This window comes from Paeniglutamicibacter psychrophenolicus (genome assembly GCF_017876575.1).
Classification (GTDB): domain Bacteria; phylum Actinomycetota; class Actinomycetes; order Actinomycetales; family Micrococcaceae; genus Paeniglutamicibacter; species Paeniglutamicibacter psychrophenolicus.
In genome coordinates this window covers 1550877-1576482 of the sequence record NZ_JAGIOE010000001.1, presented here as the reverse complement: position 1 = coordinate 1576482, position 25606 = coordinate 1550877, and the positions used below count along the sequence as shown (strand labels likewise).

The window sequence follows — 25606 nt, the reverse complement described above, 5'->3', positions numbered from 1 at the left end:
CGATATCTTGGCAGCAACCCCACGGAACCATCGAAGGACGATCGCCATCACATCCCTGATCCATTCCACCCGCACCGGGCCGCTGGGCCTGATCGAGCTGCACCGTCCCGAGGCCATCAATGCGTTGACCCTGCCGATGCTGAAGGAACTCACCGAGGTGTTCACCGCCTGGGCGCATGACCCGACCGTCTCCATGGTGGTGCTGCGCGGTGCCGGGGAGCGCGGCTTCTGCGCCGGAGGGGACATCAAGGGCTTCCACGAGGCCGTCACCGGGCCGAACCCCGACAGCTTCCTGGAGCTATTGAGCCTGGAGTTCGACCTGAACGAGATGATCTCCTCCTACCCCAAGCCGGTGCTCACCCTGGTCCACGGGTTGTGCATGGGTGGCGGGATCGGGCTGTCCGCGCACGCCTCGATCCGCATCACCACCCCCGAAGCGCGCTTCGCGATGCCCGAGACCCGCATCGGCTACAGCCCCGACGTGGGTGGCACTCACCTGATGGGCCGCGCTCCGGGGCACCTGGGCGAATACCTGGTGCTCACCGCCTCCACCTTCAGCGGTGCCGATGCCGTGGAGCTGGGCTTCGCGGACATGATGGTGGAATCCGATCGCTTCGAGGAGGCCATCGACTCGCTGGCGGACTTCGAGGCGATGCCGGCAGCCGAGATCGCCTCCGGGCTCGAGGTGCTTTTCGGGTCCTTCGCCGCATCCGGGCTGGCCGCGGCAAGGCCGTGGATCGATGCTGCGTTTTCCGCGCCGGATCTGGCCGGGATCCTGGAGCGCCTCGACGCGATGGGCCACGGCGCCGCCGCCGAGGCCGCCGCGGCGATCCGGGCGAACAGCCCCACGTCGCTTGAATGCGCGTTGGCCGCGGTGCGGGCCGCGCGCGCCGAGGACCACCTGCGCTCTGCGCTGGATCGCGAGCTGCGGGTCGCCGGTTACCTGATGCACCGCCCCGACCTCGCCGAGGGCATTCGCGCCCAGGTCATCGACAAGGACCGGAACCCCGCGTGGAACCCGGCCCGGCTGGATGAGGTGGACACCGCCGCGGTTGCCGCGGTCGTTGCCGAGGCCCCGTAGCCACTTCACTTCCGCAAGGTGCGCAGCGGCGCGATCGACCCGAGCGTCGCCGCCCCCATGAGCGTGCCCAGGACCAGGAACACTCCCCCGGCGCCCAGCGAGGTGGCAAAGACGCCCACGCCCACCGGGATCACGGCCTGGCCCAGCCTGTTGCCCAGCAGCCGGATCGACATCCAGGTCCCGCGGGTGCCCTCCGTGGCCGCGGTGGACACCACGGTCATGCTCAGCGGCTGCCCCAGCCCCAGGCCCAAACCGGCCGCCGCCAGCAGCGCCGCCACCGCGGGCACCGGCAGATCCAGCACCAGCAGACCGACCAGCAGCGCCGAAGCACCCGTGGAAACCAACAACAGCCGGGCCCTGCCCACGGCGCGGACCAATCGGTCCATGCCCAGCCGGGAGAGCACCGTGGCCGCGGCACGCAGCGCCAGCAACCCGCCGATGGTTTGCGTGGGGATCCCCCGTTCGACGCCAAGCGCCGGAAGGTAGACCTGCAGCAGGTCGATGCTGCACAGCACCATCATGCTCAGCCCGATCGAGGCGATGAGCGTGTTGCGGGCGGCGGGTGCGACCTTCAACGCGGTGCCCAGCTTCACCGGGGCCTTGGAGCCGCCGGGAGCCACCGGGACCGAGTGCCGCACCATGAAGAAGGTGGCCACCAGCATCGCGGCGGTGGCCAGCAGGTAGGCGCCCAGCAGCACCGCGGTGTCCGGGTTCACCGCCGCCCCTCCCAGGAACCCCAGCAGCAGCGGGGCCGCGGCCTGCGCCACCGCTGTGACCATGGTGTAGAAGCCGAAGACCTTATCCATGTTCCGGGCATTGGCCGAGGCCAGCCGGCCTTGTTCCCCGATGATGCTCATCAGGTGGCCCACGCCCAGGACCACGTTCCAGCCCAGCAGTGCCGGGAGCGAGGGTGCGGCAAAGAGCAACCCGGCGCCCGAGGCCAGCATCAGCCCCGCGCCGCCGAGCAGCACCTGCTTTTCGCGTCCCCTGTCGGTGGCGCGCCCGATGGCGATGGCCAGGAAAACCGGCAGGATCGAGAAGCTGGCCACGACCAGTCCCAGCAGCCCGGGGTTCACCCCCAGCTCGAGCGCCTTGTAGGAGGTTGCAGGGCGCACCAGGTACACCGCGCCCTGCAGGAAGAAGGCGTGGGCAAGCACCGAGGGGAATCCGATTTTCGGTGCGGTTCCGGGTGCGTCCATGGTGGCAATTATTCCGCTGGGCTGCCCGGCCCTACGCATTCATGACGAAGTTAGCCTGCCTTGGGCGTGGCCTTGGGTGCCGGGCGTCCCTCGGGCCGTTCGGCGTTGGGATGCACCGGGGCCACGGTGTGGTGCGTGGAGTCCTTGGGTTCCACGCGCTTGGTCGGCACCGTCCCGGCAATCACCGGGGCCGGTTCGCGGTCATGCGACCACAGCAGCGGTACGTGTTCGCCGAAGGTGCCGGAGTCGGCTTCCGCCCAATCCTGTGCCCAGCCGCGTGGCGGGTCCTCAAGCAGTACCCCGGGGGACAGCCAGTTGTGCAGGCCGGCGTAGCTGCGCGTGCTGAACTGGTCGGTGCGCCGGCGCAGCATCCGCAGATTCAGCTGGCCGGGAGCCCCCACGCCCATCGAGGCCATCAGCTGCGCGGCCTCCTGGACGGTGAGCTTGTGGTAGTTGTAGACGCGGTTGCCCTTGTCCGTGACGTCCAGCGCCCGCATCAGCCGCGGGTCCTGGGTGGCCACGCCGACCGGGCAGCGGTTGGTGTGGCATTTCTGCGCCTGGATGCATCCGGTGGCCATCATCATGGCGCGCGCGCTGAAGGTGAAGTCGGCGCCCTGGATCAGTCGCTTGACCACGTCGGAGCCGGTGGCGATCTTTCCGGCGGCACCCAGCCGGATCCTGCCGCGCAGCCCGCTGCCGACCAGGGCGTTGTGTACCAGCATCAGCCCCTCGGTCAGCGGGGTGCCCATGTGGTCCTCGTACTCCAGCGGGGCGGCACCCGTGCCGCCCTCGGAACCGTCGATGGTGATGAAATCGGGGGTGATCCCCGTTTCCAGCATGGCCTTGCACATGGCCAGCACGTCGGTGCGCGACCCCACGCAGAACTTGTAGCCGATCGGCTTGCCGCCGGAAAGCTCCCGTAGCCGGGCAACGAACTCCATGAGTTCGGCCGGGGTGCCGAAGGCCGAGTGCGATGCCGGGGAAATGCAGTCCACGCCCATCGGAACCCCGCGGGTCTCGGCGATTTCCGGGGTGATCTTGGCCGCCGGAAGCACCCCGCCCAATCCCGGCTTGGCACCCTGGGAGAGCTTGATGGTGATGCCCTTGACGTGTTCGTTGGCCGCCTTTTGGGCGAAGACTTCGGGGTCAAAGTTTCCTTCCGCATCCCTGCAGCCGAAGTACCCGGACCCGATTTCCCAGAAAATGTCCGCCCCGTGCTCCAAGTGGTACGGGGCCAGTCCGCCCTCTCCGGTTTCCTGGACGAACCCGCCCATGGCAGCGCCCTTGTTCATGGCCAGCACCGCGTTCTTGGACAGCGCCCCGAAGCTCATGGAGGAGACGTTCATCAGCGACATGTCGTAGGGCTGGGTGCAGTCCGGTCCGCCGATCCGCACCCGGTGCTGTTCGCCACTGACTGGCACCGGGGCGGTGGAATGCAGCAGGAATTCGTAGCCGACCTCGTTGACGTCGCGTTCGGTGCCGAAGGCCTTGTGGCTGTCGGCGCCCTTGGCACGAGCGTAGACCAGCGAGCGGGTGTCGCGGTCAAAGGGCCGTCCGTCGGTGTTCCGCTCAATGAAGTACTGCTGGATCTCGGGGCGGATGGACTCGAAGAGGAAGCGCATGCGTCCGAGCACCGGGAAGTTTCTCAGGATCGCGTGCTTGGTCTGGATCACGTCGTGGATGCCCAGCCCCAGCAGCAACAAGGCCAGCGCCGCAATCGCCCACCATCCATCGCGGCCGAAGGACGCGGCAACGATCGTGATGAAGCCGAGCAATGACAACAACGCGATAATCAGGAATCTCACCATGCCTGCGAGCCTACAACTTTCGCGCGCCGTTTGGGCCGATTCAGGAATCCGGCACCAACTGGCACCAACTGAAGGGCATTTGCGAAGGCCCAAGCAAAAACCCAAAAGAGGTCACAACCTACTGTCGGGTAAGTTTTTTCCCCAAAACGCTTGCAAACCTACCCGCGAGTAAGTTCAATGGGTCTAGCCCATTTTGTTACTCCCATCACAGCTCGAACCCGGGTCCTTCCGGCCGCCGGCCGCTGATCCTCCCGATCCACCCTGCCGCAGTGCTCGGCGTACTTCGGTGCGCCCAAAAACGCTGCGGCAAGACACTGCACCATCCAACGATTTTCCCCCCAAGGAGTCCAGTTGAATGCACATATTGCCGCCAAGCGGCACACGTTGCTGCATGCCGTCATCACGGTTTTGCTCGGCCTGTTCCTGATCGCCTTCGTGGCGTTCTACGCAATGTTCTCCTCGCAGGTCGCCACCGGCGCCTCCGAGTTGAACAACGGCATGGGCAAGGCCAATGACGGGGTCGCCAAGCTGGCCGACGGCTCCGGCGCAGCAGCCTCCGGAGCCACGGAGCTGGCCAACGGCACCGGTGCCCTGTCCACCGGCGCGCAGAAGCTGGCCGAAGGGGCCCAAGATGCCGCTGCGGGCGCCGGCAAGCTCGGCGACGGCGCGACCTCCCTGCACGCGGGCACCTCAAAGCTTTCCCTCGGTGCCCGGGATGCCGCGGCAGGCGCCTCCAAGCTGGGCAGCGGGGCCGGCGACCTGGCAACGGGCGTGGACAAGCTTGCCGCGGGAGCCCTTTCCCTCGACGCTGCGGCGGGCAAGCTCGATGCCGGTGCCGGCAAGCTGGCCACCGGTGCCAAGGATGCACATAGAGGTGCAGGTGCACTGAGTGCGGGTTCGACCAAGCTCGCCGCCGGCACCGACTCGCTGGCCACGGGCACCGCCACGCTGGACTCCGGCGCGCAGTCGATCAAGGCCGGATCCCTCGAACTGTCCACGGGAATGGCGAAGCTGGGCCTGGGAACGGGCCAGGCCAACGCCGGAGCCCAGGACCTGTCCGCCGGCGCGCAGCAGGTAGCTGCCGGTGCGGATGCCACCCGGGACGGCGCGCAGAAACTCGCCGCCGGAACTCAGGCGGCAAACGCGGGCGCGCAAAAACTCGCGTATGGCACCTCGAGCGCCGCGGCCGGATCCGGTGCCTTGGCCGCCGGAAGCGGCAAGCTGCTTGGCGGCGTCGAGGAACTTGCCTCCAAGGCTCCCGCCCTGCTCGAAGGCGTGGCGGGCCTGAAGGACGGCTCGGGTCAGCTGGCCTCCGGAAGCACCAAGCTGGCCGCGGGCACCAAGTCGCTGGCCGCCGCCGCACCGCAATTGCGAGGCGGGATCGTCGCGGCGCAACAGGGTGCCTCCGGCGTCGAGGCCGGTGCCAAGAACCTGTCCGACGGGCTGGCCACGGCCGATGCGAAGACCTCCGAACTGGCCGCCGGAAGCGCACGCCTCGCTGGCGGCCTCGAGGACCTGGCAGCATTCGTGAAAGAAAACCCGGCAGTGCCAGCGGGCCTGTTGCTGGAGAAGGTCAACGCCCTGAGTTCGGGTTCCCAGGACCTCAACGGCGGGTTGAAGAAGCTGCACGCCGGCACCACCAACCTGTCCGCCGGCGCCCAGGATCTTGCCGCCGGCAGCAAGCAGCTCGCGCAGGGCATGGATACCCTGAAGGCTGGAACCAGGTCCCTTCCAGAACAGACAGCCGCGCTGGACGACGGCGCACAGGCGCTGAAGACCGGTGCCGCGCGGCTCGATGGAGGGCTGGGGAAACTCAGCGAAGGCTCCAAGGCCCTGGGCCAGGGCATTGGCGCGCTGAAGGCCGGGGCCACCGACCTGGATGCCGGCGCCAAGAACCTCAACGCGGGACTCGGCCAACTCGACGCCGGGTTCAACGATTCTTCCAAGGGACTGTTGGCGGGCCTGGGTTCACTGGGCAACGGCGCCTCGCAGCTGGCCGAGGGCACCGATGCCTTGGCGGCCGGCACCACCAAGCTCAGCACCGGGGCCGGTGCCCTGGCGCAGGGAACCGCTTCGCTGGAAGAAGGAGCCGGCAAGCTCGGCACCGGTGCCGAAGCCCTGGCACAGGGCGGAACCAAGCTAGCGGCCGGCACCTCGGCCCTGGATGCCGGGGCAGCCAAGCTCAACACCGGCGCCAAGGATCTGGCAGCGGGCGGCAAGAAGCTTGCGGCAGGGACGGACAAGCTGGCCGCAGGAACCGGCGAGCTCAAGGACGGAACCTCCAAGCTGGCGGCCAACACCCCCGCCCTGGCCCAGGGCGCCGGCTCGGCAGCAGCAGGTGCAGCCAAGGTCAAGAGCGGTGCCGGCAGCCTGGCTGCAGGCAATGCAAAACTAGCCCGCGGCGCCGAAGACCTCGACGCCGGTGCGGCAAAGCTCGCAGGCGGCACCGAAACACTGGCGTTCGGCCTCGAGGCCCTGCGCAAGGGTTCCGCGGACCTGTCCAGCGGAGCCACCAAGCTCGATGAAGGTGCGGCGAAGCTGGCCGATGGCAACTCCCAGCTCGCCACCGGCCTGTCCACCCTCTCGGAGGGTTCCACGCAGCTGGCCAGCGGCACTTCGAGGCTGGAAGCCAGCACGCAGGCGGTCTCGGCGGCCAAGATCAGCAGTGGCCCCAGCGCGCTGCTGCTGCTCATCCCACTGGCATTGTTGCTGATCCCTGTGTTGGTCATGGTCCGCAACCGCAGGTACCTGCGCGGCTAGAACGCGGTTCCCATCGCACCCATGCGTTGAAAGGAGGCGCAGGTGGTGTGGCCCCGGTTTGGGGCCGCTCCGCCTGCGCTTTCCCCGTTGCAGCCGTTGGTTTCAAGCACCTCGAACCAGGAAACCCTGAAAAACGTGCACCATCGGGAATGCAAGACACCCCCCTCGTTGCTGTACCTTGCATGAACATCAACACCATTCCCATCGCAAAAATGGATGGAACGATGACAAACCTCGATGCCTACGCCAGTCAGGTAGTCCTTCTGGTCAATGTCGCTTCGCGTTGCGGGCTCACCCCGCAATACGCGCAGCTTGAACAGCTGCAACGCACCTACGGAAACCGCGGTTTCACCGTGCTCGGCTTCCCCAGCAACCAGTTCCTGCAGGAACTGTCCAGCAACGAGGCGATCGCGGAGTTCTGCTCGAGCACCTACGGCGTCACCTTCCCGGTCTTCGACCGCATTCGGGTCAACGGCAAGCATGAACACCCGCTGTACACCGAGCTGAAGAAGACGAAGGACGCTTCCGGCAAGGCAGCGCGCATCACGTGGAACTTCGAGAAGTTCCTGCTGATGCCCTCGGGCGAAGTCCGGCGATTCCGCCCGCAGACCGTGCCCGATGACCCCGAAATCATTCGCGCAATCGAAGCCAATCTCCCGGGCTAGCGACACGGTCCCCCACGCAGACCGGTTCGAGCGGTGTTCCGTTCCGGTGCCCGTCACCGTTCTAGGTGTTCGGGCCCCGCAGGCACTAGCGTGTGAGGGGTCGCAAGAATAGTTTGAAGTGAGGAATTTAGTGGGAGCATCAATCCGCATTGGCATTGCCGGTTATGGAAACCTGGGACGCGGGGTGCAGGCAGCCATTGCCAAGAACCCCGACATGGAGTTGGTCGGCGTCTACACCCGACGCGACCCGGCAGCATTGTCCCTTCCCGGAGGTGCCACGGCCTTCCATATGGATGAGCTGGCCCAGCATACCGAAGACATCGACGTGCTGGTCCTGTGCGGAGGCTCGAAGTCCGACCTGCCCGAGCAGGGTCCGGCCTTGGCCGCCATGTTCAACACCGTCGACAGCTTCGACACCCACGCCAAGATCCCCGAGCACTTCGCCGCAGTCGATGCCCCGGCCACCTCAGCCGGCAAGACCGCGCTGATCTCCGCGGGCTGGGACCCGGGCATGTTCTCCATCAACCGCGTCTACGGCGAGGCGTTGCTTCCCGACGGCGAAACCTACACCTTCTGGGGCCGCGGCCTGAGCCAGGGCCACTCCGACGCCATCCGCAGGGTGCCCGGCGTTGCCGGCGGCGTCCAGTACACGATCCCCAGCACCGAGGCCATCGCCAAGGTACGCGCGGGCGAACGCCCGACCCTGAGCACCCGCGAGAAGCACGTGCGTGAGTGCTTCGTGGTGCTCGAGGACGGCGCCGACGCCGAGGCGGTGCGCGAGGCCATCGTGACCATGGAGCACTACTTCGACCAGTACGACACCACCGTGAACTTCATCGATGCCGCCACCCTGGCCTCGGAGCATTCCTCCATGCCGCACGGCGGCTTTGTCTTCCGCAGCGGCAACACCACCGACGAGCACTCCCAAGTCATCGAATATTCGCTGACCCTGCAGTCCAACCCTGAGTTCACCTCCAGCGTGCTGGTGGCCTACGCCCGTGCGGTGCACAAGATGAACCAGGCCGGCCAGATCGGTGCCAAGACCGTCTTCGATGTGGCCCCGGGCCTGCTGTCGCCGAAGTCCCCGGAGCAACTGCGCGCAGAGCTGCTGTAGTTCGCAGCAAGACTTTGTTCTTCGGGTGGGCGCAGACCGCGGGGTCTGCGCCCACCCGTTTTTCACGGCCTACCAGATCACTTCTTGCGTTTGTCCCGCCGCGGTTTGTGCAACCATGGTCGCAGCAACTGCGTGGTTACCGGCAGGAAGATGTAGGTCATCAGCGGGGTGAGAATACATATATTCAGCAGCACCGCCAGTACCAGCGGCCAATCCCCCAAGAAGGGCATCAGCAGGAAGTTGGACAGCAGGCTCAGCGGGAAGAACGGCAGGAAGATGCTGACCGCTTGCTTCCAGCGCGGCGGCACCACGGTCTCTGCAATGGTGAGGTTCGTGTCCCCGGGCTGTTCGAACCAGCCCTCGATTCCGGTGCGGTGTTCGACCTTGGTGATCTCCACTAGTTCGGCCGCGCTGTCGATCCACCAGCGACGTTCCTCGGATTCGTCCCACGCCGCCAAGGCCTTGGCGGAGGAGAACCGGTAGAGGACATGCCATTCGTTGGAGTCGGGAGCGGTGCGGATCCATCCGGATCCAAGGTAGCCGTCCCACTCCCGGGCCAGCACCTGGCCGGCCTGGACCCAGGCATTGAAACGACGGTGATGTTCTGGAAGTACCGTCCGGGTTATCGATACGGTGATTGGGGTTGCTTGTGGCATTCCCATAATCTAGTGCCCTCCCGGTTCCCACCACGAATCCGAGGAAAATTTCAGCGATTCGAAGGCTCGAGCCCATGGATATGCCGGGAGCACATGCGTGTTCCCGGTGATGGCTTCCGCGCTTGGAAGTGGGCGTCTATAGCCGCTTGGGTGGCCACTGGGGGCCCGATCCATTTATCTGGGCCGGTGCCATCGAGATGTAGGTGTGGCTGCTGGGCGTGGTGATCTCGAAGGCATGCCGGCCGGCGCCGGAAATGGGGGATTCCTTCCAGCCTGGCGCTTCCTTGGTCATGTTGCAGCGTTTGCAGCGTCCCGATGAATTTTCTTCGGTGGTTTTCCCGTCACGGCTCACCTGAACCACATGGTCAAGTTCCTGGATCCTGCCGTTGCAAAAGGGGGTCCGGCAATATTGGTCACGGACCTTGATGAATTTCTTGAGCTGCCCGGTGAAGAGCCGCCCGGTGGATTCCATGGCCACCAATTTCCCGGTCTCCGGGGCCACATATAGGTTCCGAAGCCAGGTGTCCAATGGATTTTCCGGGCTCCCTGCCAACAGTTCGAGGCCCTTGGCTGCACTGAGGAAACCATGGCCGGGAACCAGCACCGGGTGCTGGGCATCTTCGGTCAGGTTCTCGGCATTCATCACCAGCAGGAGTTCGACAGGAACACTGTCTCCCGCCTTGGTGCCCGTTATCTTCTCGAATGCGGTGTCAGCGGCCACTTGGGCCCGGGACCGGTCGTCTTCCGCACTCCTGGGCTTGTCCACTGCGTTGCGTATAGCCTGCAACATCGGCAGGCCCTGCTCCAGGGGCAATCTGCCGCCGAATTTCACGGTGTAGTCATCAATTTGGTAGCCATCGAAGTAGCGGCGCTTGATAGCAAGATCCTCCAGATCCGCAGCAGCCTTGGGTTCCAGGGCCAGCGCCCAGCAATGGATCCGGTCCCTCAACATGGCGGTTCCAGCCTCGAAGCAGGATTGCTGCCCGTTCCACAGCAGCGCATCAATCAGCTGCCGGTTTTCGACCCGCAGGTCACGCACGCCAGAAACCACCACCAGGGCTTGCTCGAACGTGATCAGTCCGGAACGCATGCCCCGGAGGGTGCTGGGCAGATCTTCGGCCAGGAGCCGCGAGTTGTTCATGAAGCTGGCCCCGCTGTCCGGGGAAACATGCAAAGCCAGAGCCACTTCACCGCGGGTTCCCCACGCGGGGTTGTTCTTCCGCGTCCCTGCTTCCACACGCTCGGCGATCACAGTATCCTCGAAGGCCACCGCTTGCGCTACTTGCTTCGCCCATGTGGCCGTTTTCAGGGCCTCCAAAGCCCCCAAGGATTCAATCGCCGGGTGAGTTCCCTCGTGCAGTGGGGCAGCGTTCACGGCCGAGGCCACGCAGCGGATCCCGTCAATGCCGGTGCGTGACACGTGCTCGGCCACCATCGCATCCAAGTCAACTCCCGCAAGCACCAGCGCATCATAAGTGGGGGCTTGACCGGCGGTCGACATCGCGGTCCCATGAAGCGGGTTGCTGCTGCTCGATGACGCCGTTGCCATACCACAATTATAGAACTAAACGACGTCAATTAGAAGACATGTTGGCAAGCAATAGAAAAAATATTCTAACTGAATGAAAGGGCTCCGATCGTCGGCAAATGCACCCTAGGTCCATGAACGGCCTGCCAGCTAAGACTCCAGAAGCTGGACCAAAACCTTCGACGGGACCGCGGTGATGGCCTCGATGTCGCCGGGTCATGCTCAATTGTCCCGGAGGCATCCGACAGATAGGTGGAACCCCGTTGCGCCCTGCCATCTCGGGGACTTGCCAGGTTCCCGCGAGGCAAACGCTTCAACGACTTCGGAAACCGGCCGTCCATGGACCGCCACTGGCACCCAAGCCACCTCGTCGAGGGAAGGGCCTTCGCGACAGCCCCGCTCGCAGGTTGCACCAACACGCCCGGCAGGATCACGCACCAACGCCATGGCCGCGCGAGATCGCGCTGCACCGTCACTGCGACCCCGCCCGAGCCTGCTGGCTCCTACGACCAACCCACCACCAGTCGTGCCGCCTGGACGGGAATGGTGGGGTCCACTCCGGTTAGTTGGGCGAAGCGTTTGAGTCGGTTCATCAAGGTGTTGCGGTGGCAGTACAGCTGTTCGGCGGCATGCGCAATGCTCCCGGTTTGCAGGTAGGCCTGCACCGCTTCGCCCAGTCGACGACGCTCGGTCGCGCCGCAGTGGTCCAGCGCGCGCTCCACCTCGCCCAGCCCCGGAGCTCCCGCCCGTTCCAGCTCTCGCCGGGCCATGCGCGCCCATCCCCGGGCCCAAGTCATTGCGCCATCTTCCGTCGGCTCCAGCAGCCTTGCCAACGCGGCGGCCACGGCGGCGGCGTGCGGAACCTGCTCCAACAGGCAGCCCTCCCCTATCAAGCCGCAGGAGAGTCGCCCAAGGCTCTCGTTGAGCCGCTGGGCCTCCGAGCCGGCACGCTCCTCGAGTGGATAAAAAACCACAAGTGCATCCGCCATGGAATAGGTGAACACCTGGTTGCTCGCCTGCGCATTGGCCAACGCAAGTCGCAGTGCAGGAATATGGTCCCACGGCGCGACCGCGACCACATATTCGGTGCCGGGGTCCTGGCCGAGTTCCTCTGCTATCCGGTCCAACGCGGAAGGCGCCAATTTTTTCTCGCTAAAGAGCGTGGCCAGGTAGCCCTGCCTCTTGCTTGCGGCCTCCGCCTGGATCCTGGCCAGCTCGGCGACATAGGCCCTCTGGGTTTCCCCCGCGTAGCCGTCTACGACTTCCCAGACACGGGCGGTGTGCTCGACGAGCAATTGCGAGTCTGCGGGCGCGGCAATGGCGGTAATGGCTTCCCAGATCACCGAGAAGTCCAAGCGGATTGCGGTCATCAGCGCCTCGATGGGAACTCCTGCCCGCGCCCTGGAGACGCCCACATCCAGCGCGATGGCATCGCGTTCGCGCAGGTAGCCCGGTTCGTCGTCGTCCGCCTTCATGGCCAGGATCAGCGCCTCGAACGATGCGCTGCCGGTGCGCCTGATCTCACTGATCGGCAACGGTGATTGGGCATAGATCGAAATGGCGCCCAGGCGAGCTATGAATTCGTCGGTCAGCTTTACGACGTCCAACCCATCCAGCAGGGCGCTCCAGCGCCCTGAATCGCCAGGTTGGCCGTTTTGCTTGCTTTCGGAGCCTTGGTTCAGTGCCATTCGATCATATTATGTGCTTTTGCACCGTTTGTGGCGTGGAACTCGTTGTGAATCGTGCGGCGCATCACGGTGGATCCTTGGCAAGATATTCATCATCCCCACAATCCGGATGGCTTGCAGCAACGCACCGGGCCTCCCCTTGAGATCAGGCAGAAAAATCCCATGACCCACACTGGAACACTCGAAGCGGGTGCAACACGGCAGATCTCCGACAAGGAGGCCACCAAGGTTGCCATTGGCGCCCTCATTGGCACCGCCATGGAGTGGTACGACTTCTTCCTCTTCAGCGCCGCCGCCGCGCTGGTATTCAACATCCAGTTCTTCGACAGCCAGAACGCCACGGCTGCCGCAATGGCAGCCTTCGCCACCTTCGGCGTGGGACTCGTGGCCCGCCCCATCGGCGGAATGATCTTCGGGGTGATGGGTGACAAGATCGGGCGCCGCAAGACACTCATGGTCACCATCGTCGGCATCGGCATCATCACCGGCCTGATCGGCTTGCTGCCGACCTACGCGGCCATCGGCATCGCAGCCCCGGTCCTGCTGGTTCTGCTGCGCATCGCCCAGGGCCTGTTCGTGGGCGGCGAATGGTCCGGCGCCATGACCATCGTGGTGGAAAACGCGCCGCTGCACCGCCGTGCCCGTTACGCGGCCCTTCCGCAGATCGGTTCGCCCATTGGCACCATTCTCTCCTCGGGAGGCTTCTTCCTGATGACGGTGTTCCTGTCCCAGGAGAGCTTCGATGCCTGGGGCTGGCGCATCCCGTTCCTGGCCGCGATTCCGATGCTGCTCGTGGCACTGTACATCCGCAGCCGCCTTGACGAGTCCCCCGTGTTCAAGGAACTGATGGAGAAGGGCGAGACCGAGAAGGCCCCGATCCGCACCACGCTCAAGGAATCATGGAAGCACATCATCATCGGCATGGCAGCCGGCATGCTGGGCATCGGAGGCTTCTACCTGGTCACCGCGTTCGTGGTCTGGTACGGGGTCAATGTGCTGGAATACGAGCGCTCCCTCATGCTGCTGGGCGGCATCATTGCCGCCGTGGTGGAAATCCCGGTACTGATCCTTGGCGGCCGCCTCGGCGAGCGCTTCGGCTCCTCCAAGGTCATCACCTACGGCGGCATCTTCTCCGCCATCATCGCCTGGCCCGCCTTCATGCTCATCGATTCGGGCAACGACGTGCTGGTCATTTCCGGCATGACCCTGGCCGTCGCGGCGCTCTCCCTTCCCTACGCGGCCTCCGGCACGGTGCTCACCGGCCTGTTCCCCGCCAAGACCCGCTACACCGGTGTCGGTTTCGCCCAGAACACCGCCGGGATGATCTCCGGGTTCATCCCGCTGGCAGCCACCGCCCTGGTCGCCGCCGCTTCCAACCGCTGGTGGCCGGCGGCAGCCATGCTGGTCTTCCTCTCGCTGTTCACCGCGGTTGCGGGCGTCATCGCCCCGAAGCTCAGCGTCGACCTTCCCGGCTTCAAGCACTAGCGACCCTTCGGTGTGCACCGCAGGACCCCCACCTAAATCCTGCGGTGCATACCGCTTCAGTTCCCCATTCTTACGCTCCACCACAAAGGACCACGACAGCCCATGACCATGTCAGCCGGCCACCTCATCGTCAAGACCCTCGAAGCCCACGGCGTGGAGCGCATCTACGCGGTTCCGGGTGAAAGCTACCTCGATGTGCTCGACGGACTTCACGATTCCCCGATCCACACCGTCGTCACCCGCCACGAGGGCGGGGCCGGCTTCATGGCCCTGGCCGAGGGCAGGCTGGGAAGCGTGCCCGGCATTGCCATGGTCACCCGCGGCCCCGGTGCCGCCAACGCCATGATCGCGATCCACACCGCATGGCAGGACGCCACCGCGATGGTGCTGTTTGTCGGATTGATCCCGCTGGCAGACCGCGGACGCGACTCGTTCCAGGAGTTCAGCCTGGAGGGTTGGTTCTCCACCACCGCCAAGGCGGTGTTTGTGCTCGATGACGAGCACCAGGCCGGCGACGTGGTCGCGCGGGCCATGCGCCTGGCCTCCACCGGACGCCCGGGACCCGTCGTGGTCGGGCTGCCCGAGGACGTCCTGGTCCGCACGACCGATTCCCCCCTCCCCACCGTCCTGCCACTTCCGGAGGCCTCCCCCTCGAGTGCGGGCCTCGAATCGTTGACGTCCCTGCTGCGCGAAGCAACCCGGCCGGCGATCATCGTCGGTGGCGATGCCTGGGATGCGCAAAGTTCTGCTGCACTTGCGAACTTCGCTGCCGCGGCACACACCCCGGTGCTTGCGGACTGGCGCGCCTACGATGCAATCGATCATGATGCTCCCGCCTACGCCGGATGGCTGGGCTACGGCCGTGCCGAACGCACCGTCAAGGCACTGAACGATGCAGACCTGCTGGTCTTCATCGGCTGCACCCGCGGCGACGTGCTCTCCGAGGGCTACACGGCTGCCCTGAACACCCCGACCATCGTGGTGACCGCCGATGCCGAGCTGACCGGCCACGCCGGACGCATCGATGCGCACCTGGGAGTTAGCCCCGCACAACTTGTTGCGGCGCTTCCCGCCGGCGAGCAGGTCCGCGGTTCGCGCGGCCCGCAGTGGATGGAAACACTGCGCGCCGAGCAGCTGGACTTCATTGTCCCCGGAGCCGATGGCGGCATCGGCGTGGATCTGGGCATCGCCTTCGAATCCCTGGAAGCTGCACTGGATGCGGACCGGATCCTGACCTACGGCGCGGGCAATGCAACCCTGTGGGGCCACCGCTACCTGTCCCACCACGGACCCAAGTCACTGGTGGGACCACGCAACGGTGCCATGGGACTCTCCGTTCCGGCGGCCGTGGCGGCAAGCATCATGCATCCGGGCCGCCACGTCGTGGCCATCTGCGGCGACGGGGATTTCTTCATGAACGCCCAGGAACTGGCCGTGTCCTTTGCCCACGGAGGCACCCCGTTGGTCATCGTGGCGGACAACGGGATCTTCGGCACGATCGTCGACCACCAGCAACGGCACTACCCTCAGCGCCCCTCCGGCACCACGATGACCAATCCCAACTTCGCGCAGTGGATTGCTTCGTTCGGCGGCCACGGCGAATTCGTCGAGTCAACCGAGGACTTTGCCCCGGCCCTGGAAAGGGCCCTGGCCAGCGGCCTGCCGGCGGTGCTGCACCTGAAAACCGACCCAACCACCATGGGCCCGGGCACCGTGGCACACCACACCGTTGAAAACAGTGCGGGGGCCAACGCATGAGACTCGATCTATTGGTCCGTGCCGGCAGCATCCTGACCATGGACGAGGCACGCCCCTCTGCCCGCGAGATGGGAATCATCTCCGGGCGCATCGTCGGATTCGACGAGGAGCTTTCCGGGTGCACGGCCGATCGCATCGAGGACTTCGGCGATGCCACCATCACCCCGGGCTTCATCGATGCCCACTGCCACACCACCTGGTGGGGGCTGGGACTCGATGCCCTGGACCTCTCGGAAGCACGCGGGCTCGAGGAACTCTACGCGCTGCTCGAAGACGAGATGGATCGGCTGGCCGGCAAGCCGGGCGTGTGGCTCAACGGCACCGGATTCAACCACAAGAACCACGGCGGTGCGTTCCCCGACATCCTGCGGCTCGACGCGATCACCGGGGACCGCCCGCTGTACCTGCGCCATATCTCCGGGCACGCCTCGATCACCAACACCGCCACCCTCGCCCTGGCCGGGGCCCTGGAACCCGGCTTTGCCGATCCCGTGGGCGGCGCCGTGGTGCGCGATGCGCAAGGATCGCCCACCGGGCTGGTCGAGGAAGCGGCCCAGGGCATCATCCAGAAGATGCTCCTGCCCTACTCCGTGGAGCAGATCGTCGGGGCCCTGGATGCCGCAACGTCCCGTTACGCCGCCGAAGGCATCACTTCCTTCACCGAGGCCGGCATCGGCGGCGGCTGGATCGGCCACTCCCCCGTGGAAGTCACCGCCTACCAAAAGGCGCTGGCCGCCGGGAAGCTGCATGCCCGCGCCCAACTGATGCCGACGCTCGACGCGCTGCGCGAGCAGGAGTCACACCCCACCGATGCCCACGGCAGCGGAACCGGGCTGGGGCTGGACCTGGGCGTGACGGCCGGATTCGGCAACGAGCACCTCTCTTTGGGCCCGGTCAAGGTGTTCATGGACGGCTCCCTGCTGGGGGCCACCGCCGCGGTGACCGAGGACTATTGCGGGCACCTGCACAACAGCGGCTACCTGCTCGATGACCCCCGGGCCTACCGCGACCGGATCTCCGCCGCCTACCGCTCCGGCTGGCCCGTGGCCCTGCACGCCATCGGGGACGCGGCCATCGACCTGGCCATCGAGATCATCTCCGGGCTGCAGGAGAAGCACGGCCCCAACGCGCTGCCCAACCGCATCGAGCACTTCGGCATCGCCCGCCCCGACCAGGTCGCGGCCGTGGCCAGGCACGGGATCGCGGTGACCCCGCAGGCCTCCTTCATCGGCCCGCTGGGCGACCAGTTCGCCACGCTCGTCGGGCCCGGGCGCGAGGGCTGGCTCTACCGGGGCCAATCGCTGCTGGAGGCGGGCGTCCTGGCCGCCGGCAGCTCGGATCTTCCGGTGGCCGACAACAACGTGCGCCGGGCCATGGCCTCGGCCGTGGACCGCAGGACCGAAACCGGCAAGGTGCTCGGCGGGGCCGCCGAATGCCTGAGCCCGGGCGAGGCGCTGCGTCTCTACACCGTCAATGCGGCCAAGGCCACCGGACTGTTCGCCGACCGCGGGTCCCTGGCCCGCGGCAAGCTCGCGGACTTCGTGGTGCTTTCCGAATCCCCGCTGCAAACCCAGGACATTGCCGCGCTCGAAATCCTGGGCACCTTCGTCGGCGGAAAGTCCAGCTACGCGCGCTCCGCCGCCGCAGTTCCCGCCACCGCCTGAGCCCCCCGTTCCCCGCCCCCACCACTTTGCAGGAGAGACCATGACCCCGACCAACAATCCATTCCTTGCCGATTTCACCTCGATGAGCAGCCACGGCGCGACAGCCGGCGGCGGAGTGGACCGCCAGGCGGCCACCGTGGCCGACGGGCAGACCCGCAACTGGTTCCGCGGCCTGGTGGAGGGCCACGGCTTCACCGTGCGCTACGACGCGGTCGGCAACCAGTACTCGATGCTCGAGCTGAACCCCGGCGCCCCGTGGATCGCGGTGGGCTCGCACCTGGATTCCCAGCCGTTGGGCGGCCGCTTCGACGGCGCCTACGGCGTGCTGGCCGGGGCGCATGCAGCACAGCGCGTGAGGCAATCCCTCGACGGAACCAATGGCACCGCGCTGTTCAACATTGTGGTCATCAATTGGTTCAACGAGGAGGGCTGCAGGTTCAAGCCCTCGATGATGGGCAGCTCGGTCTACACCGGCAAGCTTTCGGCGGCGCAGGTCCTGGAAACCGCCGACCCGGCCGGCACCACCGTGCGCGAGGCGCTCGAGGCCATCGGGACCATCGGCGACTTCGAGCTGCCCGTGGCCGCCTACGTGGAGATCCACATCGAGCAGGGCCGCTCCCTGGAAGACCGCGGCCTGAGCATCGGCCTGGTCGAGTCGACCTGGGGCGCGAACAAGTACGAGTTCACGGTGCACGGGGACCAGGCACACACCGGCGCGACGATCATTGCCGACCGCCGGGACGCACTGCTGGGCGCCTCCGCGCTGGTGGTGGCCGCCCGCGAGATCGCGCTGGCACACTCCACGGACGAGCACATGGTCATCACCTCCTGCGGCGAGTTCACCGTCTTCCCCAACTCCCCCGTGGTGGTGGCAAGCCGCGTGAACCTGCTGGTGGATGTGCGCTCCACCGACCCCGACGTGCTGGCCGCCGCGGATGCCGACCTGCACGCCCGCATCGAAGGAATCGAGAAGATGGCCAACGTGCGGATCGAGCGCGGCAAGGAGCACGTGTGGGGCGCCAAGGCCTACGACAAGGCCGGGCTGGAGCTGGCGGCGCGGGCCGCCGAATCACTGGGCCTGAGCCACGGGGTGGTGCGCACCCTGGCGGGCCACGACTCGACGAACATGAAGGACATCGTCCCGACCATCATGCTCTTCGTGCCCAGCGTCGAGGGCATCAGCCACAATGAACGCGAGCTGACCTACGACGCGGACATGCTCAAAGGTGTCGACCTGCTCACCGAGGTGCTGGCGCGTGTGGTGCGCGGCGAATTCGTCTCGCCATCCGGAATCGTGGAGGAACCGGCCGGGGGTTCAACCCTCGTGTCCTGAGGCTGCTCGCGGCAGGGTTGCCAGCAACTGCGCAAACGTCATCGGCGGCACCCCGGTGATCGCCTCGATGTCGCCGCTGACGCGTTCCATGGCCCCGGCGGCAATCGAGAGGTAGGTGGAAACCCAGGCCTCCACCTGCCACTTCGGCGCCCCGTACGGTGCCCGCGAGGCATAGGCCTCCTCAACGCCCTCATCGATGTAGGAGACCGGCTCCCCGCGGGCCTCCCCCAGCTCCCGGGCCACTTCGTCCAGGGAAAGGGCGTCCGGGCCGGTCAGCTCGTAGGTCGCGCCGGCATGCGGTGCCGGGTCGCGCAGGATCGCCACGGCGGTGCGTGCGATGTCGTGCTGGGCCACCACCGCCACCCTGCCCGCGCCGGCGGGTCCGCGGATGGCCCCGTCCGTTCCCACCAGCCCCGGCAGGAAGTCGGCATAGAGGTTGTCCCGCAGGAAGGTGAAGTCCAGGCCCGAGGCCCGGATGTACTCCTCGGTGGCGAAGTGGTCCCGGGCCAGGGTGAACACCGCGTCCTGGGCGGCACCGACGAACGAGACATACACCAGGTGGCGGACCCCGGCCTCGAGTGCCGCATCAACGAAGTCGCAGTGCTTCTCGAGCCGATCCAGGGACTCGGAGGCCGAGACCATGAACACCGTCTCGGCCCCGGCAAGCGCCGTGCGCGTGGCGGAGGTGTTCTCGTACGCGGCCGCCAGCACCGTGGCGCCGTGAAGCGGCGGGGCCTTGCGCGGGGTCCTGGCCAGCAAGCGCTGCTTCACACCCGCGGCGGCGAGCATGGCGGCGACCTTGCCGCCGAGCTTTCCGGTGGACCCGGTGACGGCCAGCGGCGGGGGAACAATGATCATGTCTCCATTCCATCACTGAAACGGCCCCGGGGTACAGCGAGCCAAGAACCGTGTCCCCGGCTGGGCAAAAAGACCGCGAATGCCCATGGATTTTCGGGCCCGGCAGGACGATGCTTAAGGCATGAAAGAGTTGAACCACAGTGCCGTATATGTCGAAGCAACACGGACAGACATCCATGACATCGTCCGCACCTTGGTTGATGCCATCGGCGCTCCCGCGGTGCAGCAGCTGGCCGGCACGAATGACGCCACCGCACCGCACCGCTGGGCCCACCCGGACAGCACGGAACCGGACACCATGACGGAGCAGCGGCTGCGCCTGGGCTACCGGGTCTGGCTGACCCTGCAGCCCCTGGAGGACCCGCAGGCGGCTGTCGACTGGCTCATGTCGCCGAACCGGGCGCTGGACGAGGAACGGCCCATGGACTTCATTGCGCGCCTGCATGCCCAGCAGGTCGTGAACACCGCCGAGTCGCTGGTCACCCACGAGGACCGGCGTTAGCGCAGCGCTGCGTCGAACCAGCCGGTGATGGTTGCCGGGTGGGTGATCGCGGTGCCGACCACCACGGCAAACGCCCCGGCGTCCAGGGCCGCGCGGGCCTGGGCCGGGGTGTGGATGCGGCCCTCGGCGACCAGCGGCACCGAAAGACCTGCGGCGGCGATGGCCGCCAGCAGCTCCAGGTCCGGGCCCTCGGTCTTGGGCCGTTCCCCCGAGTAGCCCGCCAGCGTGGTCCCGACCAGGTCGGCCCCGGCCTCGGCCGCGTTCAGCGCGTCTTCCAGCGACCCGCAGTCAGCCATGACCAGGGCGTGGGATTCGGCGTGGACCAGCTCGATGGTCTGCTGCAGCGACAATCCGTCCGGGCGTGCCCGGCGGGTGCCGTCCAGCGCGACGATGTGCGCCCCGGCATGGGCCACGGCCAGCGCATGGCGGGCCGTGGGGGTGATGAAGACGCCCTCGTGCCCGTCCTTCCAGAGCCCGATCACCGGCACCTCCACGGCGCTGCGGGTGAATTGCACATCCGCGATGCCCTGCACGCGGATGGCAGCGGCTCCCCCGATGACTGCGGATGCGGCGACCTGCGCCATCGTGGTGGGGGTGCGCATGGGCTCGCCCGGGTAGGCCTGCGCGGAGACGATCAGGCGTCCGCGCAGGGCCTCGAGTTCGGCGGGGGTCAAGAGCATGGGTGTTCCTTTATCTATCGGTCGGGGCCAGGAAGAGGCCGGCGGCGCCGATCAGCGCCGCGTCGTTCCCCAGGGCCGCGGGAAGCAGTTCCAGGTGCGCCAGCGGGTCGATGGCCTCGGTGGCGAAGCCTTCCCGCACACCATCCCACCACAGGGTTCCGGCCCCGCTCATGCCCCCGGAGAGCACGATCGCCTCCGGGTCCAGGATGTTGGCCAGCGAACCGGCGGCGATCCCGGCGGCCAGCGCCCCGGTACGCAGAGCCGCAAGAGCCAACCGGTCCCCCGCATAGGCGCGGGCTGTCAGTTCGCGGGTGTCGGGAACGGACGGATCGCCGCCCAGGCGCAGGTAGTTGCGGTGGATTCCGGGGCCCGCGGCGATGGCCTCCAGGTGGCCGGTGCGCCCGCAGGAGCAGGGCACCCCGGTGGCCAGCGGGGAGGCGAAGTGCCCCATGTGCCCGCCGACGTGGTGCGCGCCGGTCTGCGGCACCCCGTGCAGCAGGTGCGAGCCGCCCACTCCGGTGCCCACGGCCAGCAACAGCACGTTGGCCTTGCCCGCGGCGGCGCCGCACCAGGCCTCGCCGAGGCCGTGGGCGTGCACGTCGTTGACCGCACGCACGGGCAGGTTGGTGCGGGTGTACAGCTCGGCGGCCAGGTCGGTGCCGGCCCAGCGCGCAATGGTGTCGGTGGCCGAGAGCACCCGGGCGGTGGCCGGGTCGATGACCCCGGCGGCGCCCAGGCCCAGGCCGATGATGTGCAGGTTCGCCGCGGCTTCGGTGGCCGAAAGCTCGGCCACCAGCGTTGCCACGGCGTCCAGGACCGCCCGTGCGCCGGCGGTGGCGGGGGTCGGGACCGAGGCGGCGGCCAGCACGGTGCCGGCGGCGTCAACCAGCCCGGCGGCGATCTTGGTGCCGCCCAAATCGATGCCGAACGCGGCGGTGCGCCCCGGAATCCCGGGGCGCACCAATGCTGTTGCGTAGTCCATGGACGCCTAGAGCAGGCCGGTCTCGGCGAGGATCGCGGTGATCGCGGTGGCCTCGGAGTCGTTCAGGTCCACCATCGGGACGCTCATCTTGTTGCAATCGATGACGCCCTGGGCGACCAGTGCGGTCTTGAAGGCGCCCAGGCCCGCTGCGCCTCCCGAGACGCGTGCGGAATCCGGGGTGTAGACGATGTCAAAGACGCGGGCCAGGCGGTCCTGTTCCTTGGCGGCGGTGGCGAAGTCGCCGGCGGCCGCGGCGTCGAAGAGGCGGCGGTAGCCGGCCGGGTCGACGTTGCCCAGGCCCGGGACCACGCCGTGCGCGCCGCCCAGCAGCGCGCCGTCGACGACGACCTCGTGGCCGGTGAAGACCGAGAAGCCCTCGATGTCGCGGGTTGCCAGCAGCAGCTGGCGGAAGGAGACGTCGTCGCCCGAGGAATCCTTGACCCCGACGATGACCCCGTCCTGGGCCAGGGCCACGGCGGTGGCCACCGACAGCTTGACGTGGGTGCGCACCGGCACGTCGTAGGCGAAGATGTCGACCTGCAGGGCGGCGTGGATGGCGCGGAAGTGCGCCTCGACCTCGGCGGCGTTGGACAGCGCGTAGTACGGGGTGGTGACGACCAGGGCGTCGGCGCCGAGTTCGACCATCTTGCGGCCTTCCTCGATGACGCGGTTGGTGGTCTGCTCGTTGGCGCCCACGACCAGCGGGACGCGGCCGGCGTTGGCCGCGTTGATGGTGGTGACCACGAGCTCGCGCTCGGTGTTGGTCAGGTACGGGACCTCGCCGGAGGAACCGAGCACGAACAGGCCGGTGACGCCCCCGGAGATGAGGTGTTCGACCACGGCCTTCAGGCCCGCCACATCGATGGCCCCATCCGCGGTGCGCGGGGTCACGACCGGGGGGATGACGCCGGAGTACTTGGGGTTGTTAGCGAATGCCACGAGAAAATCTTTCTTTTAGGGTGTTGCCTGGTGTGGAGGGTGGCGGCGGGGCGCGGATGTGTGGTGCCGCGTTCCCGCCCGCCGGGTCTTTAGTGCTGCAGCAGCGTGGGGGCCGCGCCGAGCAGCGTGCGGGTGTAGGGGTCCGACGGGTTCTCGAAGACCTGCTCCGCGGTGCCCGATTCGACGATCTTGCCCGCGTTCATCACGCAGATCCGGTCGGAGATGTAGCGCACGGTCTGGATGTCGTGGGAGATGAACACCATGCCGAGGTTCAGTGTGGTCTTCAGGTCGGTGAGCAGGTTCAGCACCTGGGCGCGCACCGAGACGTCCAGCGCGCTGGTCGGCTCGTCGGCGACGATCACGTCCGGGTCCAGGGCCAGGGCGCGGGCGATGGCCACGCGCTGGCGCTGCCCGCCGGAGACCTGGTTGGGCATCGCGGAGGCGGCCGAGGCCGGCAGGCCCACCACGGAGAGCAGGTCCGCGACCTTGGCCGCGCGGGATGCCGCGTTGCCGATGCCGTGGATCTTCAGCGGGTCGGTGAGGATGTCGCTGATGGTCATGCGCGGGTTCAGCGCGGTGGAGGGGTCCTGGAAGACCACGGCCACCGAGCGGCCGAATTCCTTGCGTCCCGCGGCGTTGCGCTTGGCCGCGTCCTTGCCGCGGAAGAGCACCTGGCCGCTGGTCGGTTCCTGCAGGCCCACCAGCACCGAGGCGAGGGTGGACTTGCCGCAACCGGACTCGCCCACGATGCCCACGGTTTCCCCGCGCGAGACGGAGAAGTCCACGCCGTTCACGGCCTTGACGATGTTCGGCTTGAAGAGCTTGCCGCCACGGGCCCGGTGGTGCACATGGATGTCGCGCAGCTCAACGACGGGGGTGGTGGATGCGTTGCTCATCGCGAGACTCCTGGGGAAACTGGTTCGTGGCTGGCCCAGAAGTGTTCCGGGTGCTCCCCGGCCGGCACGAAGTCGGTGGGACGGTTCGGATCCGCCGCGGCGCGCTGGGAGCGTTCGGCGAACCTGTCCCCGGCGGCGAACGAGTACGGGGAGGGAACCGTGCCGGGGATCTGGTGCAGGCGCGTGGCGCCGGATTCGATCGAGAGCACCGCTCCGAGCAGGCCCTGGGTGTACTCGTGCGCCGGGGCGGCGAGCACCGCCGGGACCGGGCCGGATTCGACGACCTGGCCGGCGTACATCACCGTCACGCGGTGCGCCAGCGAGGCGACCAGCGCCAGGTCGTGGCTGACGAAGACCATTGCGAAGCCCAGCGATTCGCGCAGTTCGTTGAGCAGGTCAACGACCTGCTTCTGGACCGTGACATCCAGTGCGGTGGTCGGCTCGTCGCAGACCACGAGCTTGGGCTTGCGGGAAAGCGCCATGGCGATCAGCACGCGCTGGCGCTGGCCGCCGGAAAGCTCGTGCGGGTAGGAGCGCAGCGTGCGCACCGGGTCGAGCTTGACCAGGCGCAGCAGCTCCTCCGGGCTGGTGCGCCCGCCGCGGCGGGTCAGCTGGCGAAGCTGGTCGCCCACGAGCATCGAGGGGTTCAGCGAGGAGAGCGCATCCTGGTAGACCATCGCGATCTGCTCGCCGCGCAGTCCCTTGTAGACCTTGTCGTCCCCGGCGAGGTGGTTCCCGTCGGGAGAAACGGGCAGCAGTTCCTTGCCGTTGAACTTGATCGACCCGGTGACGACCGCGGTGTCCGGCAGCAGGCCCATGATGGCCAGCGAGGTGATGGACTTGCCGCAGCCCGATTCCCCGACCAGCGCCATGGTCTCGCCCTCGCGGACGGTGAAGGAGACGTTGTCCACGATCCGGGTCTCGCCGAAGCGGGCCGGGAAGCGGATCGAGAGGTTCGCAACCTCCAGGATGGTTTTCGGTTCCCCGTTCGAGGAATCGAGCACCAGTCGGTCGGTGCGCTTGGCCTCGGTGGCCGCGAGCAGCTCGAGCTCGGAGCGCAGGCGGGCCAGGGCGGCGGTGTCGACGGCCGGCTTGGCGGCCTTGGCCGCGGCCCGCTCCGAGGTGGAGGCCGACTTCCTGGTGGACTTGGGGTTCACCAGTGCATCGGTCATGCCCTCGGCCAGGATGTTCAGCGCCAGCACGGTCAGCAGGATGGTCACGCCGGCGAAGGTGGTGGCCCACCAGGCGCCGTTGAGCACCAGGGTGCGCCCGTACGAGATCACATTGCCCCAGCTTGGTGCCGGGTCCTGGATGCCTGCGCCCAGGAAGGAGAGCGAGGCCTCGAGGATGATCGCGTCGGCGACCATGATGGTGGCGAACACCAGCACCGGTGCCGCGCAGTTGCGCAGCACGTGGGTGCCCAGGATGTAGAAGCGCCCGGCGCCGATGACGCGTTCGGCGCGCACGTAGTCCTCGCCCCACTGGGCCAGCACGTTGGCGCGGACCACGCGGGCGATCTGCGGGGTGTAGATGATGGCGATCGACAGGATGATCACCGGCAGCGAGTTGCCCAGCGAGGCCAGCAGCGCCGCGGCCAGGGCGATGCCGGGGAAGGCCATGAGCATGTCCATGATGCGCATGATGGTCTCGTTGGCCCACTTGGCGCTGGTGGCGGCAAGCGCGCCGAGCAGCCCGCCCATGAGAAGGGCCAGGGCAACCGAGCCCAGGCCGACCAGCAGCGAGGCCTGTGCGCCGAAGAGCAGCCGGGAGAGGATGTCGCGGCCCAGCCGGTCGGTGCCGAAGGGGTTCTCGGCGCTGGGGCCCTGGGCGGGGATGCCGGAGGCCAGCGGGTCCTGCGGGGCCAGCAGCGGGGCGAAGAGTGCCGCGAGGGCGATCAGCACCAGGAAGGCCAGGGAGATCTTGGAGCCCAGCGGCAGCGCGGTGAAGCGCGTGCCGCCGGCACTCAGGCGGGCGACAAGTCCGTTGCGGGGGGCGAGGGGAGCCATGAAG

At 67.3% G+C, this 25606-nt stretch carries 20 protein-coding genes; 9 read left to right on the top strand and 11 right to left on the bottom strand.

The window, feature by feature from the left end:
* The first annotated feature begins 7 nt into the window (after positions 1 to 7).
* Complete coding sequence (locus JOF46_RS06985) at positions 8 to 1081, top strand: enoyl-CoA hydratase/isomerase family protein (protein WP_245348037.1); 1074 nt, start codon at positions 8 to 10, stop codon at positions 1079 to 1081.
* Between the two features lie 5 nt (positions 1082 to 1086).
* Here JOF46_RS06985 and JOF46_RS06980 read toward each other — a convergent pair whose 3' ends face one another.
* Positions 1087 to 2280 carry an MFS transporter gene (locus JOF46_RS06980; protein ID WP_209906664.1) on the bottom strand — a complete coding sequence of 398 codons (1194 nt, stop codon included), beginning with the start codon at positions 2278 to 2280 and terminating at the stop codon, positions 1087 to 1089.
* A gap of 50 nt (positions 2281 to 2330) precedes the next feature.
* A complete protein-coding gene (locus JOF46_RS06975) occupies positions 2331 to 4088 on the bottom strand; it encodes an FMN-binding glutamate synthase family protein (protein WP_209906663.1) in 1758 nt (585 codons plus the stop codon).
* Between the two features lie 351 nt (positions 4089 to 4439).
* On the opposite strand from JOF46_RS06975, the gene JOF46_RS06970 reads away from it, so the two are divergent.
* The 3 genes from JOF46_RS06970 to JOF46_RS06960 all read left to right on the top strand — a co-directional run bounded on the left by JOF46_RS06970 (position 4440) and on the right by JOF46_RS06960 (position 8627).
* Positions 4440 to 6848 carry a YhgE/Pip domain-containing protein gene (locus JOF46_RS06970; RefSeq protein ID WP_209906662.1) on the top strand — a complete coding sequence of 803 codons (2409 nt, stop codon included), beginning with the start codon at positions 4440 to 4442 and terminating at the stop codon, positions 6846 to 6848.
* Positions 6849 to 7030: 182 nt separating this feature from the next.
* Positions 7031 to 7513, top strand: coding sequence for a glutathione peroxidase (locus JOF46_RS06965; protein ID WP_209906661.1), 483 nt, complete (start codon positions 7031 to 7033; stop codon positions 7511 to 7513).
* Positions 7514 to 7643: 130 nt separating this feature from the next.
* Positions 7644 to 8627 (top strand): diaminopimelate dehydrogenase, encoded by a 984-nt coding sequence (locus JOF46_RS06960; RefSeq protein WP_209906660.1) that lies wholly within the window; start codon positions 7644 to 7646, stop codon positions 8625 to 8627.
* Positions 8628 to 8704: 77 nt separating this feature from the next.
* Here JOF46_RS06960 and JOF46_RS06955 read toward each other — a convergent pair whose 3' ends face one another.
* The 3 genes from JOF46_RS06955 to JOF46_RS06945 form a co-directional block, all read right to left on the bottom strand.
* Positions 8705 to 9283: an antibiotic biosynthesis monooxygenase gene (locus JOF46_RS06955; protein WP_425355039.1), complete on the bottom strand. Its 579-nt coding sequence runs from the start codon at positions 9281 to 9283 to the stop codon at positions 8705 to 8707.
* 136 nt (positions 9284 to 9419) lie between these two features.
* Complete coding sequence (locus JOF46_RS06950; RefSeq protein WP_209906658.1) at positions 9420 to 10832, bottom strand: DUF222 domain-containing protein; 1413 nt, start codon at positions 10830 to 10832, stop codon at positions 9420 to 9422.
* Between the two features lie 482 nt (positions 10833 to 11314).
* Complete coding sequence (locus JOF46_RS06945; RefSeq protein WP_209906657.1) at positions 11315 to 12499, bottom strand: RsbRD N-terminal domain-containing protein; 1185 nt, start codon at positions 12497 to 12499, stop codon at positions 11315 to 11317.
* Positions 12500 to 12661: 162 nt separating this feature from the next.
* Here JOF46_RS06945 and JOF46_RS06940 point away from each other — a divergent pair, with 162 nt between their 5' ends.
* From JOF46_RS06940 to JOF46_RS06925, 4 genes are all read left to right on the top strand, one after another.
* A complete protein-coding gene (locus JOF46_RS06940) occupies positions 12662 to 13984 on the top strand; it encodes an MFS transporter (protein WP_209906656.1) in 1323 nt (440 codons plus the stop codon).
* Positions 13985 to 14086: 102 nt separating this feature from the next.
* Positions 14087 to 15742, top strand: a complete 1656-nt coding sequence (locus JOF46_RS06935; protein WP_209906655.1) for a thiamine pyrophosphate-dependent enzyme — start codon at positions 14087 to 14089, stop codon at positions 15740 to 15742.
* Entirely contained in the window at positions 15739 to 17406 is a 1668-nt protein-coding gene (locus JOF46_RS06930) for an amidohydrolase (protein ID WP_209906654.1), read from the top strand. The genes JOF46_RS06935 and JOF46_RS06930 overlap by 4 nt, the downstream gene beginning before the upstream one ends.
* A 40-nt stretch (positions 17407 to 17446) precedes the next feature.
* Positions 17447 to 18739 carry a M20 family metallo-hydrolase gene (locus JOF46_RS06925; RefSeq protein ID WP_209906653.1) on the top strand — a complete coding sequence of 431 codons (1293 nt, stop codon included), beginning with the start codon at positions 17447 to 17449 and terminating at the stop codon, positions 18737 to 18739.
* Here JOF46_RS06925 and JOF46_RS06920 read toward each other — a convergent pair.
* A complete protein-coding gene (locus JOF46_RS06920; protein ID WP_209906652.1) occupies positions 18722 to 19597 on the bottom strand; it encodes an SDR family oxidoreductase in 876 nt (291 codons plus the stop codon). The genes JOF46_RS06925 and JOF46_RS06920 overlap by 18 nt on opposite strands.
* Before the next feature lie 121 nt (positions 19598 to 19718).
* Between JOF46_RS06920 and JOF46_RS06915 the strand changes: the two genes are divergently transcribed.
* Complete coding sequence (locus JOF46_RS06915) at positions 19719 to 20099, top strand: MbcA/ParS/Xre antitoxin family protein (RefSeq protein ID WP_209906651.1); 381 nt, start codon at positions 19719 to 19721, stop codon at positions 20097 to 20099.
* Here the strand turns inward: JOF46_RS06915 and JOF46_RS06910 are convergent.
* The 5 genes from JOF46_RS06910 to JOF46_RS06890 all read right to left on the bottom strand — a co-directional run bounded on the left by JOF46_RS06910 (position 20096) and on the right by JOF46_RS06890 (position 25602).
* A complete protein-coding gene (locus JOF46_RS06910; protein WP_209906650.1) occupies positions 20096 to 20779 on the bottom strand; it encodes an N-acetylmannosamine-6-phosphate 2-epimerase in 684 nt (227 codons plus the stop codon). The genes JOF46_RS06915 and JOF46_RS06910 overlap by 4 nt on opposite strands.
* A 10-nt stretch (positions 20780 to 20789) precedes the next feature.
* Positions 20790 to 21761: an ROK family protein gene (locus JOF46_RS06905; RefSeq protein WP_209906649.1), complete on the bottom strand. Its 972-nt coding sequence runs from the start codon at positions 21759 to 21761 to the stop codon at positions 20790 to 20792.
* Between the two features lie 6 nt (positions 21762 to 21767).
* On the bottom strand, positions 21768 to 22700 hold the full coding sequence (locus JOF46_RS06900; protein ID WP_209906648.1) for a dihydrodipicolinate synthase family protein: 933 nt from the start codon (positions 22698 to 22700) through the stop codon (positions 21768 to 21770).
* Between the two features lie 89 nt (positions 22701 to 22789).
* On the bottom strand, positions 22790 to 23596 hold the full coding sequence (locus JOF46_RS06895) for an ATP-binding cassette domain-containing protein (RefSeq protein WP_209906647.1): 807 nt from the start codon (positions 23594 to 23596) through the stop codon (positions 22790 to 22792).
* On the bottom strand, positions 23593 to 25602 hold the full coding sequence (locus tag JOF46_RS06890; protein ID WP_209906646.1) for a dipeptide/oligopeptide/nickel ABC transporter permease/ATP-binding protein: 2010 nt from the start codon (positions 25600 to 25602) through the stop codon (positions 23593 to 23595). Before JOF46_RS06890 ends, JOF46_RS06895 begins: the two co-directional genes overlap by 4 nt.
* Between the last annotated feature and the right edge of the window lie 4 nt (positions 25603 to 25606).

Bases quoted from the DNA above. Each gene is read 5' to 3' on its own strand.
- JOF46_RS06980 (WP_209906664.1), bottom strand. From the start codon at position 2,280: ATGGACGCACCCGGAACCGCACCGAAAATCGGATTCCCCTCGGTGCTT.
- JOF46_RS06975 (WP_209906663.1), bottom strand. From the start codon at position 4,088: ATGGTGAGATTCCTGATTATCGCGTTGTTGTCATTGCTCGGCTTCATC.
- JOF46_RS06965 (WP_209906661.1), top strand. From the start codon at position 7,031: ATGAACATCAACACCATTCCCATCGCAAAAATGGATGGAACGATGACA.
- JOF46_RS06955 (WP_425355039.1), bottom strand. From the start codon at position 9,283: ATGCCACAAGCAACCCCAATCACCGTATCGATAACCCGGACGGTACTT.
- JOF46_RS06950 (WP_209906658.1), bottom strand. From the start codon at position 10,832: ATGGCAACGGCGTCATCGAGCAGCAGCAACCCGCTTCATGGGACCGCG.
- JOF46_RS06945 (WP_209906657.1), bottom strand. From the start codon at position 12,499: ATGGCACTGAACCAAGGCTCCGAAAGCAAGCAAAACGGCCAACCTGGC.
- JOF46_RS06940 (WP_209906656.1), top strand. From the start codon at position 12,662: ATGACCCACACTGGAACACTCGAAGCGGGTGCAACACGGCAGATCTCC.
- JOF46_RS06935 (WP_209906655.1), top strand. From the start codon at position 14,087: ATGACCATGTCAGCCGGCCACCTCATCGTCAAGACCCTCGAAGCCCAC.
- JOF46_RS06930 (WP_209906654.1), top strand. From the start codon at position 15,739: ATGAGACTCGATCTATTGGTCCGTGCCGGCAGCATCCTGACCATGGAC.
- JOF46_RS06925 (WP_209906653.1), top strand. From the start codon at position 17,447: ATGACCCCGACCAACAATCCATTCCTTGCCGATTTCACCTCGATGAGC.
- JOF46_RS06920 (WP_209906652.1), bottom strand. From the start codon at position 19,597: ATGATCATTGTTCCCCCGCCGCTGGCCGTCACCGGGTCCACCGGAAAG.
- JOF46_RS06915 (WP_209906651.1), top strand. From the start codon at position 19,719: ATGAAAGAGTTGAACCACAGTGCCGTATATGTCGAAGCAACACGGACA.
- JOF46_RS06910 (WP_209906650.1), bottom strand. From the start codon at position 20,779: ATGCTCTTGACCCCCGCCGAACTCGAGGCCCTGCGCGGACGCCTGATC.
- JOF46_RS06905 (WP_209906649.1), bottom strand. From the start codon at position 21,761: ATGGACTACGCAACAGCATTGGTGCGCCCCGGGATTCCGGGGCGCACC.
- JOF46_RS06895 (WP_209906647.1), bottom strand. From the start codon at position 23,596: ATGAGCAACGCATCCACCACCCCCGTCGTTGAGCTGCGCGACATCCAT.
- JOF46_RS06890 (WP_209906646.1), bottom strand. From the start codon at position 25,602: ATGGCTCCCCTCGCCCCCCGCAACGGACTTGTCGCCCGCCTGAGTGCC.